This window comes from Bifidobacterium sp. WCA-178-WT-4B (assembly GCF_009696495.1).
Lineage (GTDB): Bacteria > Actinomycetota > Actinomycetes > Actinomycetales > Bifidobacteriaceae > Bifidobacterium > Bifidobacterium infantis.
In genome coordinates this window covers 359,166-370,731 of the sequence record NZ_VULV01000001.1, presented here as the reverse complement: position 1 = coordinate 370,731, position 11,566 = coordinate 359,166, and the positions used below count along the sequence as shown (strand labels likewise).

Below are 11,566 nucleotides of genomic sequence, written 5' to 3'. Positions count from 1 at the left end.
GGTTTTCCAGCGGTGGAGTACTTCTCTGTGCCCTGCTCCGCCGTCACGCGCCGACCCTCCATTGGACCGGCCGATATCCGGCGGGGCGAGTACCGCTTTCAACGGATAATGGTACGCCACAGACGTCATACGTCGCAACTCGCAGCAGTACGCAGCGGCATGCCGAAGATGTAGAGGAAGGAAACATGCCGCCGCGCACGTATTGTTCATGGGCGGGCCGCAATCGCCTGGGCAATCGCCTGATTGATGGCGTCCCGCCGGCCCAGCAGCCAATCGGCGCTTTGCGGATAGTCGGCAAAGGTCAGCGGCGTGCCCAGCCCCTCGCTCACGATGGCGAGCGTGCGTTCACGGCCTATCAGCGATTCGAGCAGACGGCAAGCGCGCAGGTCGTTCAAGGCCTCCTCCACCACCATGATTCTGATGGATTCCTCCGGCGCACCGCCAGGCCCCGGATAGACCAAGAACGCGTCGCCCGCGGCGAATCCCTCCGGCGTGCCCGCCTCGGTGTACGGGTTGATGGGGCGCAGCGAGTACTGGGCATTGTAAAAGTTGAAGCCCCAGTGCAGGAAGCCGGCCAGATCGTAGGTGTACAGCAGCAGGCCGAGCACGCGATTGCGGTACGAGGGCATGGCCATGAACCGGTTGGGCACGTTCGTGGTCTGCGCGCAGCAATAGTAGGTCCACAGGTCCGGCACGTGGGCCTGAACGAACGGCTCGATGGCGTCGTCCGCTGGAATCGGGTGCTCGCACGCGCCGCTTTCGTAGAATTCTACGTGACTCAACGCGTCCATGATCCGGTAGTCCTTGAGGTACGGGGCCACCACGGCTTTGGCCTTGAGGTACGAGCCGAGCTGGTCGGCGGTCGGTTCGTCGGACACATGAAACACGGTGTTGTCGGCGATGCCGAGCCGGTGCAGCTCCCGGTCCAGCGCCGTCAGGAACGCGGCCAGAAACTCCGGGTAGCCGTCGGCCGGGTCGGTGGCCGAGGCCCGCCAGCCGAACGGCCGCCGTTCTTCACCGTCGATGGCGGCGATGATTTTCGGGCAGTGTGCGGCACCCCACTGGGTGAACAGGTGGCTCATCTCGAACCAGCGGATGCCGGCCGCTTGGGCCATGCGTACCCAGCGTTCGAGTTTGGAGAAGTCGAATTGCCAGGCTGCGGTCGGGGTTGCGGCGGAATCGCCAGAAGCCCCTACAACACCGGGGGCGATGTCATCGGTGTCAGCTGTGCCAGTGGCGGCGGCAGAGCTCTCAATGCGCGTGACGCCGACCAGCTGCGTGGTCAGGCGTTCGCCGCCGACCACCGTGTCCAGCGGCGGCGTGAACAGCGGGGTGTAGAGCATGGTCATGCCGCGTTTGGCGGCCAGACGCACGAATCGCTCGACGATGCGCCAGTGCTCCTCGCTCCACACCGGCACCCCGTACCATTGCGCCAGACAATCGGCGTGCAGCCATTCGGTATGGGCGATGGTCAGCTCCGGCAGTTGCGCGGAAATACGGTGGACGCTCACGGCGGTTGCGGCGACTGTCGTGCCGGCCCGGTCGGTAAAGGTGAAGGTGAGATCGCTCGCGTTCGGAATCTCCTGCGGCTCATCCATCGCCGGCAGTTCGACATCGACCCATAGCGAGCGCCACTGGCCCGGCATGAACGCCACCCAACCGTCCGTGTCCTGCAGCAAATCCGGGTACTGGCCGGGCTGGTCGGACAGGTAGGCGTCGTCGACGGTGCCGGGGTAGGCCGCGAAGTCGACCTGCACATTGCGCACCGCACGCACGCGGGTGCGGTCGGCGAGCGCGCCGGACACCGTGACATGCGTGACGAACTGGTTGACGCAGGTCTGGCGCAGTCGGTCGGCATCGTTCGGATCCTGTGTCTCCGGCTCAACCCGGTAGGCGAGCTGGAAGGAGACGGTCTCCCCCGCCAGGCCGGTCACCTCGCGAATCAGCGCGACATGCAGCGGGTTAGCGGTCGCCGGTCCGGCGGGTGATGGCCCGCCGGCCGATGGTCCGGCTGCCGTTGGCCTACTGGTCGGGAAGATCTTTTCCAGTGCGCTGACTGGGGTGACGGTGAATATTGCCACAGTCATGGGTCCTTTCTGCAGTCGGGCTTGGGTCGGCTTCGATGCCGGTGACCGGCTGGGTACATTTGATCGGGTTGTGCTGCGGAAGCGCAATTTCGCGTGGGGAGCGGTGCGGATGCGCGTTATTGCACCGCAATCACGCCGCCGACGTCGAACATCTCGCCGCCAGACAGCAGGCAGCGTTTGAGGTTGCGTTGCAGGCTGGTGCGTTCGGGCAGGTCGGCCGTCGCAAGATTGTCGGCGCCCCAGCCGAAGACGCGCTCCACGATCATCGGGCGGGCGGAAAAGACCGGGAATTTCGCGAATCGGCGCATGAAGCGGCAGATGTTGCCGTCGGGCGATTCCAGTCGTTCCAGGTTGGGGTCCAGCAGCCAGCTTTCGCAGAACCATATCGAAGTGCGACGGTGCAGTCGTGAGAGGAGCTGCACGGCTTCGGCGAACGAGGCGCCCACGGCTTCCGGGGACAGCGAGCCGTCTTCGGGAATGTGCACGCTGGTGGTGGGCAGGCCAGGGGCCATCAGCAGGTCGTATTCGCGCTGGTCCAGATTGACCTGCTCGGCCTGGATCGTGCCCTGGGTGGTGTCCACGGGATAACCGATTACGGTGGTTGCTTCGGCGGTGAGCGTCGTGGTGAAGCCTGCATCCGTACGCACGCCGTTGGTGCCTTGGAGGCGGCCGTCCGGGCGGACCTGCAGGCCGAACGCCGCGAGTATGGCGAGGCGGCCGCTGGCTTGGTGCCGGTACACGTAATACGGATCGAGGAAGGTGATCGACTCGTATTGCAGGCGTCCGATGCGCAGGATGTTGCCGGTCAGCGACAACAGGTTCCAGTCCGTCTCGCCAATGCCCAGCCGGCCGGTTTTGTCCCGATAGACGCGGGCCCAGATGGCAAAGTCGCGCAGAGTGGCTTCGATGATGTCGTCCGGCACGCCGGCGGACTGCATGCTGCGCACGGCTCGCGGCAGGCAGTAGGCCATCGCGGCGGCCAGGGTCAGGTCTTCGGCGGTGGTGTGAGTTGGGGCGGACGGGTCACGGTCAGTGTCGGACGGATAAAACACGACGGCATGATCGCGCAACCGACTCAGCACGGCGCCGGCGGCAGGCACGTTGCGCTCATCGAGGAGCAGATCGCGCACACGATCCAGCATCGCCGCGCCGGCCTCATCCGCCTGCAGCCATTGCAAGAGCCGCGCCATCGGCTCGTACATGGCCCGCTCCATACCAAAGTAGCGGGCGCACATGTTGTATTCGGCCAGCTCGGTTTGTGTCATGGTTGCCCTCATTTCGTCGCTCCCTGCAGAATGCCACTCACAATATGCCGCTGCAGGAATATCACCACGATGAATGGCGGCGCAAGAAAGTGCGGAGTACGCTTGCGCCGCCAATATTTATGTAGTTGTCATTTCCAATACATTCATTAGGGTGTGTTTACACTATGTAGGTTTTGTGTGATGATTGTCGTATGTGTACGCCGGGGTATGGCATCACGCTTGACCGGTTCATGAGGATTGCGCACCTGCTGCCGCGCCAGAGGGGCAACGTGGCGGTCGACAACTACACGTTCGTCAACGCCCTGCTGTGGATGTGCCGCACCGGGGCTCCGTGGAGGGACCTGCCCGACTGCTATGGCAAGTGGATCACCGTCTACCAGCGGTTCAACCGCTGGTCCAGGAACGGCGCGATCGAGCGCCTGTCCGCGGCATTGCAGGAGGAGCGGATCATCGCCGTCGAGGTCAGGGTGCCTGCCATGGACTCCACGAGCGTGAAGGTCCATCAGCACGCCGGGCGACGCGACCCGCCTGTTGGCCGAATCGTTCGGCCCGGCACCGGTCGTGCCGCCCAAGAGGAACCGCACGGACCCATGGGACTACGACAGGCAGGCGTACAAGGGGCGGAACATGGTCGAACGCGTCTTTCGACCGCATGAAGCACCACCGCAAGGCCGCCACCCGCTACGACAGGCTCGACGCCACCTTCCTCGCCAACCTCCAACTCATCCTCATCGCCATCCAACTCAAAAACACCAGCAAAAAACAACTAGCGTAAACACACCCTAATATCCCCAATCACATCTTGACTGCACCGGAGGCTAATCCGGACTTCCAATACCGCTGGGAGAAGATGAAAATCAAAACCAGCGGAATCAGGGAGACGAATGCTCCAACTAGCGAGAACGTGCCAAGCTGAGCCACAGAACCGGATTGGTTGTTCCAGTCGACCAAACCAACCGTCAATGGATATAGCTTCGAGTCATTAAGAATCATCAACGGCAACATGTAGTTGTTCCAACTAGCGGTGAACGCGAATAGAAACACCGTTGTCATGCCAACACGCATCATCGGCATCGCAATTTTGAAGAAAATGCCCATCTCTCCAGCACCGTCCACACGTGCGGCCTCGACAATCTCTACCGGTATTGCAGTTTGCACATTAAGCCATGACAGCATGACACCAAATGGATATACCAAAGCCGGCAACAGTATCGCCAAGATATTGTTGCTCAATCCCATCTTGACCAGCAACAGGTACAACGGTTGCGTAAGCGCAGCACCAGGCACGAGAAAGCTTAAGGTGACGGCAGCCAGCACTACTGACCTTCCGCGGAATCGGTATATTGCCAAACCGTAGCCGCACATGGTGCTTACCAACACAGTGAGTATCGACCCGATGACCGAGTAGATCACTGAGTTGATGATCCATCTCAGGAAGATGCCATCCTGATAGGAGAACACCGCCTTCAGATTTTCAATCAACCGGAATCGGGCAAAGGCGAAGCTCGGCGTGCTGTACAGGTCACCCGCACTTTTCGTAGAAGCAATGAACAGCCAGATTACCGGAATAACAAAGTAGATAAAGGCAATCACGAAAAGCAATACTGTCAATGTTCGCGCCCACAGCGGTGATGAGACGATGCGCGATCTCTCTGATCGCACAACTGCAAATCCCGCATGATGTGGAAGACGAGCATTTTTCCGTACATTCATCTGAGTCTTGCTCATTGATGGTCCTCTCCCTTGCGCTGTGCCAGAGAAACCGATGCTGACAATACGAATGCAACGATTGCGATGATGATTGACATTGCAGATCCCATATTTTGGTTCTTCTGGGCTACGGTGGTGTCGATCACGCTCATCATCGGAGTGAAACTGCTAGTAACATTGCTAGTGACAGCTTTCAACACAGTTGGCTCATTGAATAGCTGTATCGTGCCTACAACAGACATGAATAATGTGACAATCAGCGAAGGCATTACCATCGGAATTTTGACGGACCATGCGATACGAAATTCACTAGCACCATCGATACGAGCAGCCTCGTACAACTCATGGGGAATGGACTGCAACGCTGAAAAGATAATGACCATATTCACGCCGACATATACCCATGTGGTGATGTTCGCAGCCGACCATAGCACTGAACCCGGAGCCAAGAAATCGGCATCCACGCCTATTAAATGCAGACCTTTGACGATAGGACTGACACCAGGCTGGTACAGAAAGCCCCAGAGTAGAGCCGCGACTACAGTCGGTACCGCGTAAGGCATGAACACTATAATCTGCGCAGTCTTTTTAAATCGGACCAGCGAGGAGTCGATAAGCAAGGCGAACAACAACGACAAACCAAGCATGACAGGCACCTGGACGACACCGAACAGCAGCATGCGACCGAACCCAGTAATAAACTCTTTGTTCTGCAGCGCTGTTATGTAGTTGCCCAGTCCCACAAAATGCACTGTTTTCCCAGCATCGCCAAACCCTAGTCCAGAACGTTTGACCGAAAATAACGAATCCCATATCGCGGTGATAAGCGGAACCATCATGAAGACAATGAACGCGATGGAGAAAGGACCCACAAACACATAGGGAATCCACGCTCCTCGCCGCTTGTAACGACGCGAAGATACCGTCTTAATGTCGTTGCTCATTGCACGCTCAATCCCTTGTCAACTGCAGCTTTCTTTAACTTGGCACTGGTATTGGTCAACGCTTCCTTGAATGTTTCCTCACCATTGCCCACTTTGCCGAACTCGTCTTTCAAAGCCGTGTGGCCGACTCCGATGGCTGGGCCGCCAATACCGCCCTTGGTATTCAGATTATTGGCTGATTCAATGAACTTTTCATACAACGGCTGGCCCCCAAAGTAATCGCTCTTCGCAACCATCTCGCTGCTTTTCAACCCAGTCTTGGCCGCAGGGAACAGACCACCCTTGGTAATCAGAATGTCCACTGACTCCGGGTCAGAATTTAACCACGTAATGAACTTGGCCGCCTGTTCCGGGTATTTGCAGTTTTTGGTAATCCATTGGCACCGCCGCCATCATCACTCCACGGGCCATTACCACTGTCAGACGGAGACTGTGCGATCGCCCATTTCCCCGACAGGTCAGGCGCATGTTCCTTGAGAATAGTCGTGAACCACGGAAGGTAGTTAAACGAGGCAATTTCACCGTTGTTGACAGCGGACCAGAACTCCGGAGTGGAACCCTCCATCGTTTTCACCAGACCTTCATCCAACAGGGTTTGATATCGCTCAGCAATTTTTCGAGTCTGAGGGCTATCAAGAGTTACTTTCCACGTATCGTCTGCCACGGTGTACCAAGAGCCTCCCTCTTGGAGAAACTCGCTTTCGAAAAAATCGATAACATTAGGCGTGAATGCTGCGATATACACGTTCGGGTTAGCCTTATGCAACTTGCGTGCGGCAACTAAGTATTCGTCCCATGTTTTTGGCGCCCTAACGCCGTATTGTTCGAAGATATCTTTACGGTACATAAATGCAGTGGGGGCAGAATCTTGAGGAATCCCGTAGATTCCACCGTTGATTGAGACCGTGGACCAAGTACCATCCGTGAATAAATCTTTTTTATCACCGACATACTTGCTGATATCCATAATCTGTTGATCAATGACATAATCAATCATTTCGAAAGCAGACATCTGCAAGATATCTCCTGCGGTTCCTGCTTCAATCAGCGTCGAGTAGTTCTTACGCGATTCGCTGGCGATACGCTTAAAGTTCACGTGAATATTAGGATTATTCTTATTCCACAGGTCCACGGCTGATTCAATTCCCGGAACCCAACCGGTAAAAGTGAGTTGAATCTTTCCGTTAGATTGCGACGCATTGTCGTTCTCACCAGCCGTACCGCAAGCTGTCATCGTCAACATTGACGCAGCCACACCTATCGCAATAATTGCACTTCCGACTTTTCTTCCATTACGCATGTGATCATCCTTCCTTGATGTAGAGTGACGCCATCATCACTCCGTTGCAATCACGCGTTTATAGTAACGGCCCCGTCATGTTGACGTCAACATTTTCGGCGTGTTGACGTCACATTCACCAAACTATCTAGAACTTATTGAGGAAAGAGCCTTTGAGACTCACGCTCCCTTCAGACGGGCTGTCGATTCACGTACAATCAGCTCCGGTGAAATCACTGCACGGGAACCCCGCAATGTGACATCTCGCAACATTTTCATCAGAAGTTCCATCGCGCAGTACCCGGCCTCCAAGAAATCACATCTGACTGAAGTCAGAATGTTGTTAGGCACGAAGTCACCCAACACATCATCCACGCCGACTACGCTGACATCCCGTCCAACCACCAGGCCTCGTTCCTGACATACCGCCATAGCACCACTTGCGATGGCATCATCAGACGCATAAATCGCCGTACAGTCAGGATATCGGTTGAGCAGTTGACACGCAGCCCGATAACCATCATCAGGAAACCAATCAGCGGACTCCACTGGCTTTGGGATAGGCGCACCATGCGCCTGCAACGTTCGTTGCCAATACTCCACTCGGGTCACCGCAGCCGGACTGAACAATGGACCACTGATATGATGCACGGTCTTATGCCCCAAACCCAATAGATGCTCGACGGCCAATTCACTGATACGCGACCCTTGCGTGTCTACAAACGACCACTCGTTCGGAAAAGTGCGCAGAGACCCCAGCACCACCGTCGGTAGGTGCCCCACATGATCAGCTGAAGACTCAGAAATATCCTCGTCAGAAAACACAATCAGTCCGGCAAGGTTCAAACTCGCGATATAGCCGGACTGTCTTAACAGTATTTCCTCAATATCTTCTCCCGCGGGCACTATCACAATGCCGTATCCGAGTTTCGCCGCCGTGGAAGTAATTCCTTCCAGCAAATCTGACAGCACATTATTGCGATGATAGTTAATAACCAGGCCGATCATCTTGGAGCGGCCGTTGCGCAGGGCGCGCGCTTGACGGTTGGGGGAATAGCCCAGTTCCTTCATGGCCGCCTGAACTTTGGCGCGGGTCGCTTCACGCACCAGATTGCTGCCGTTGGCCACGCGGGACACGGTCTGTTGGGAAACGCCGGCCAGTCGTGCGACGTCAATGATCGTTGCCGTCTTCTTTGATTTGGAACCGCCTGCCGCCATCGTCCGCCTTTCCTATGTTGACGCCAACATTACCGGCCGAACCAAACAAAACCGCACATCACCACCGACCATGCAGAGCAGTTGTCAATAAGCCCGATGCGGGATACCGCACCGCCTAATCCATAACCTAGAAATCGTGGAAATCAGTACAATCTATAACTTAGGAATCGTGTGTATATCAGCATTTTATAACTTAGGAATCGTGATAAAATAGCAGGAAAATCCTTGAAGATATTGAGAATGTGAGCTCATCATGTATAAGCGGAAAATATATAACCGCTTGCGGCAGTGGAAATCTGAAAGCAATGGGGCTACCGCACTGATGATCGAAGGAGCCCGCCGCGTCGGTAAAAGCACAGTTGCCGAGGAATTCGCGAAAAACGAATACCGCTCATACATCCTTATCGACTGGCAGAAGGCTCCGCAGGCGGTACGAGACTCGTTCCGCAACAATCTGGATCATTTGGACACGCTGTTCATGGACCTTTCCGTCTATTACGGCGTACGCCTGTATGAGCGTGACACCCTCTTTATTTTCGACGAAGTACAGCTCTTCCCATTTGCCCGCAGCGCGGTTAAACAACTCGTTGCGGATGGTCGATATGACTTCATGGAGACTGGCTCCCTGATCTCCATTAAGAAGAATGTCGAAAACATCTTGATTCCCTCCGAGGAAGAATCGGTGAGCATGTTTCCCATGGATTTTGAGGAATTTCTATGGGCCAGAGGAGAAGAACTACTCGCCGATGCGATACGGCAAGCTTTTGCGGACAGGCGAGCGATGTCTCCGCTGCTGGACAACAAGGCGGAACGCCTGTTCCGTGAATACATGCTGGTGGGAGGCATGCCGCAGGCCGTAGAGCGTTATCTGGGAACATCCGATATGGGCAATGTCGATCGAGTGAAACGCCAAATTCTGCGCCTGTACGCTCAGGACATCGAGAAATACGGCGGAGATTCGAAAGAACGAGTCAAACGTATCTTCGATGAAATTCCAGGGCAACTTTCCAAGCATGAAAAGAAGTTCACGCTTTCGTCTTTAGGCGAAAACGCACGCGAACGTGAATATGGCGATGCTTTCTTCTGGCTGGATGAATCGTTCCTGATCAACCGCTGCATGAATGCCACGGATCCGCATGTAGGCCTGCGCCTACACCAAGAGGACTCCACGATGAAATGCTATATGGGAGACACCGGCTTGTTAGTAACGCAAGTGTTTGCCGACCGCGCATACACGTCGAATGAGTTGTACCGCGATATCCTGTTCGGCAAGCTGGAAGTGAATGAAGGCATGCTGGTGGAGAATGTCGTTGCGCAGCAGCTCCGGGCCTCAGGCCATCGTCTGTTCTTCTATTCCCGATATTCCCGTCAGGCGAAGGACCGCATGGAAATTGATTTTCTCCTTATCGGGGAGTATTCAAATGCTGCCATGAAGGCCAGGGTCTGCCCCGTGGAGGTCAAATCGACAAAGAGATACAAAACCTCATCGCTCGATAAGTTCAAGAATAAATTCGACAGCCGGGTCGGCATGCAATATGTGCTGCATCCTAGACCAATGCGCGTTGAAGGAGACCGCCTATATCTGCCGTTGTATATGGCGCATTGCTTGTGATGATTCTAGAACGTATCGCAGAGAATGGTTCTCAATAAGAAAAGCGTGAGGATTACGGTGCCTCAATCGCACATGCAGAGCGTCATATCAGTGAGATCCCGCCGTTGCGGACCATGTTTGATTGTGCGGAAAAGTTCGGATGCCTCACACTTTTCTTGACGGGAATTATTTACTGTGAGGCATTGCGCAGGTTGGCGGCCATGGCGCGGTCGCGCGAGCCTTTGGTGAGCTTGAGACCGAGGGTTACGGCGATCAGGACTATCGTGCAGGCAATCCACAGCGTTCGACCGCCGAAGTTGCTGATGGCCCAGCCACCAATCAGCGGCGCCAGCGCAATCGATACCGACCACACCACGTTATAGACGCCCTGGTACGTGCCGCGGGCGGTGGCGGGCGCCATGGCGGCGACCGTGGTGGTGGCGATGGGGAACGTGCCCAGCTCGCCCAGCGTCCACAACACCACGGCGATGGCGAACCCGCCCCATGAATGGGCCACGGCCTGAACCGCGTAGCCGATGGCGGTCACCGCAAGGCCCATCACGAGCACACGCGAATTGCCCATGCGCGCGAACAGTTTCATGGCGGGAATCTGCAGCAGACACAGCATGCCGCCGTTGATGGTCAACAGCACCGAATAGTCGCCCAACCCCAGACCAAGGTCCGTCATGGCAATGGGCAGGCCGGAGGTGCTTTGGAAGTACACAAGGAAGTAGCCGAACATCAGCAGGGAGAAGCCGAGGAACGGCATATCGGCAAGCACGCGCCGCCAATTGCGCGCCATGGAACCCTCGGGGCGGGCCGCCGGCGCCGAAGTCGTCAGATGCCTCACTTCGCGGAAGAACACGATCAGCAATATCGTGACGGCGATCATCACCGCCGCCTCGACGTAGAACATCAGCGAATAGGAGATCTTGATCAGCTGATTGGCCACGATCGGGCCGATCGCATACCCGAAATTGATGGCCCATGATTGCAGCACGTAGGCGCGCTGTTGACGCTTGGGAGGCACCACGTCGGCGATGTATGCGGCGATGGCCGGACTGGGCAGCGAGGCGAACGCGCCGTATACGAACAGGGCCGCACCCAACGCCACGGGATCGACGAGGACGGAAACGACCAGAAGGGCGGCGGCCGCGCCGATTTCGCCGATGATGATCATCGACTGGCGGCCGAACCGGTCGGACAGCGCGCCACCGAAAAGACAGCCGATGATGGCGCCGAAGCCGTACATGGCCACGACCGCGCCCACAACGCCTTCGTCGAGGTGCAGCGCGGAGACCAGGTAGATCGACAGGAACGACGTCACGAAGCGGCCCATCCACAGGATCAGAATCGCCAACCACAATCCCCAGTACAGCGGGGATAGTCCGAATATCATGCGTTGCTTCTTCACTCCCAATACCTTACCGGCTTCCGATGGCGGAATGGCCGTGTCTTGGCGCGGGGTGCTG

11 protein-coding genes are annotated in these 11,566 nt (G+C 56.5%); 3 read left to right on the top strand and 8 right to left on the bottom strand.

The window, feature by feature from the left end; all coding sequences use genetic code 11:
- Positions 1–206: 206 nt before the first annotated feature.
- Both FYJ31_RS01665 and FYJ31_RS01660 read right to left on the bottom strand, forming a co-directional pair.
- Complete coding sequence (locus tag FYJ31_RS01665; protein WP_136500121.1) at positions 207–2,087, bottom strand: DUF4091 domain-containing protein; 1,881 nt, start codon at positions 2,085–2,087, stop codon at positions 207–209.
- A gap of 116 nt (positions 2,088–2,203) precedes the next feature.
- Positions 2,204–3,352 (bottom strand): acyltransferase domain-containing protein, encoded by a 1,149-nt coding sequence (locus FYJ31_RS01660; RefSeq protein WP_154535781.1) that lies wholly within the window; start codon positions 3,350–3,352, stop codon positions 2,204–2,206.
- Positions 3,353–3,543: 191 nt separating this feature from the next.
- On the opposite strand from FYJ31_RS01660, the gene FYJ31_RS12405 reads away from it, so the two are divergent.
- Both FYJ31_RS12405 and FYJ31_RS13015 read left to right on the top strand, forming a co-directional pair.
- Positions 3,544–4,008, top strand: a complete 465-nt coding sequence (locus FYJ31_RS12405) for a transposase (RefSeq protein WP_174772585.1) — start codon at positions 3,544–3,546, stop codon at positions 4,006–4,008.
- Entirely contained in the window at positions 4,005–4,127 is a 123-nt protein-coding gene (locus tag FYJ31_RS13015; RefSeq protein WP_268234323.1) for a hypothetical protein, read from the top strand. Before FYJ31_RS12405 ends, FYJ31_RS13015 begins: the two co-directional genes overlap by 4 nt.
- Positions 4,128–4,147: 20 nt before the next feature.
- Here the strand turns inward: FYJ31_RS13015 and FYJ31_RS01650 are convergent, their stop codons facing one another.
- The 5 genes from FYJ31_RS01650 to FYJ31_RS01630 form a co-directional block, all read right to left on the bottom strand.
- The gene (locus FYJ31_RS01650; RefSeq protein WP_081292334.1) at positions 4,148–5,080 is read right to left on the bottom strand and encodes a carbohydrate ABC transporter permease; all 933 of its coding nucleotides are present in this window, start codon (positions 5,078–5,080) and stop codon (positions 4,148–4,150) included.
- The gene (locus FYJ31_RS01645; protein WP_065436562.1) at positions 5,077–6,006 is read right to left on the bottom strand and encodes a carbohydrate ABC transporter permease; all 930 of its coding nucleotides are present in this window, start codon (positions 6,004–6,006) and stop codon (positions 5,077–5,079) included. Before FYJ31_RS01645 ends, FYJ31_RS01650 begins: the two co-directional genes overlap by 4 nt.
- Positions 6,003–6,308: a hypothetical protein gene (locus FYJ31_RS01640; RefSeq protein ID WP_154535780.1), complete on the bottom strand. Its 306-nt coding sequence runs from the start codon at positions 6,306–6,308 to the stop codon at positions 6,003–6,005. Before FYJ31_RS01640 ends, FYJ31_RS01645 begins: the two co-directional genes overlap by 4 nt.
- A 17-nt stretch (positions 6,309–6,325) precedes the next feature.
- Positions 6,326–7,306 (bottom strand): ABC transporter substrate-binding protein, encoded by a 981-nt coding sequence (locus FYJ31_RS01635; RefSeq protein WP_154535779.1) that lies wholly within the window; start codon positions 7,304–7,306, stop codon positions 6,326–6,328.
- Between the two features lie 159 nt (positions 7,307–7,465).
- Positions 7,466–8,503 (bottom strand): LacI family DNA-binding transcriptional regulator, encoded by a 1,038-nt coding sequence (locus FYJ31_RS01630; RefSeq protein ID WP_065436564.1) that lies wholly within the window; start codon positions 8,501–8,503, stop codon positions 7,466–7,468.
- 253 nt (positions 8,504–8,756) lie between these two features.
- On the opposite strand from FYJ31_RS01630, the gene FYJ31_RS01625 reads away from it, so the two are divergent.
- Positions 8,757–10,115, top strand: coding sequence for an ATP-binding protein (locus FYJ31_RS01625; RefSeq protein WP_065436565.1), 1,359 nt, complete (start codon positions 8,757–8,759; stop codon positions 10,113–10,115).
- Between the two features lie 169 nt (positions 10,116–10,284).
- On the opposite strand, the gene FYJ31_RS01620 is transcribed toward FYJ31_RS01625, so the two are convergent.
- Positions 10,285–11,493, bottom strand: coding sequence for an MDR family MFS transporter (locus tag FYJ31_RS01620; protein ID WP_154535819.1), 1,209 nt, complete (start codon positions 11,491–11,493; stop codon positions 10,285–10,287).
- Positions 11,494–11,566 lie beyond the last annotated feature (73 nt).

What these genes read in the sequence shown, in the direction of transcription:
- FYJ31_RS01625 (WP_065436565.1), top strand. Translation starts at nt 8,757, where the DNA reads ATGTATAAGCGGAAAATATATAACCGCTTGCGGCAGTGGAAATCTGAA.
- FYJ31_RS13015 (WP_268234323.1), top strand. Translation starts at nt 4,005, where the DNA reads ATGAAGCACCACCGCAAGGCCGCCACCCGCTACGACAGGCTCGACGCC.
- FYJ31_RS12405 (WP_174772585.1), top strand. Translation starts at nt 3,544, where the DNA reads ATGTGTACGCCGGGGTATGGCATCACGCTTGACCGGTTCATGAGGATT.
- FYJ31_RS01665 (WP_136500121.1), bottom strand. Translation starts at nt 2,087, where the DNA reads ATGACTGTGGCAATATTCACCGTCACCCCAGTCAGCGCACTGGAAAAG.
- FYJ31_RS01660 (WP_154535781.1), bottom strand. Translation starts at nt 3,352, where the DNA reads ATGACACAAACCGAGCTGGCCGAATACAACATGTGCGCCCGCTACTTT.
- FYJ31_RS01645 (WP_065436562.1), bottom strand. Translation starts at nt 6,006, where the DNA reads ATGAGCAACGACATTAAGACGGTATCTTCGCGTCGTTACAAGCGGCGA.
- FYJ31_RS01620 (WP_154535819.1), bottom strand. Translation starts at nt 11,493, where the DNA reads ATGATATTCGGACTATCCCCGCTGTACTGGGGATTGTGGTTGGCGATT.
- FYJ31_RS01650 (WP_081292334.1), bottom strand. Translation starts at nt 5,080, where the DNA reads ATGAGCAAGACTCAGATGAATGTACGGAAAAATGCTCGTCTTCCACAT.
- FYJ31_RS01635 (WP_154535779.1), bottom strand. Translation starts at nt 7,306, where the DNA reads ATGCGTAATGGAAGAAAAGTCGGAAGTGCAATTATTGCGATAGGTGTG.
- FYJ31_RS01630 (WP_065436564.1), bottom strand. Translation starts at nt 8,503, where the DNA reads ATGGCGGCAGGCGGTTCCAAATCAAAGAAGACGGCAACGATCATTGAC.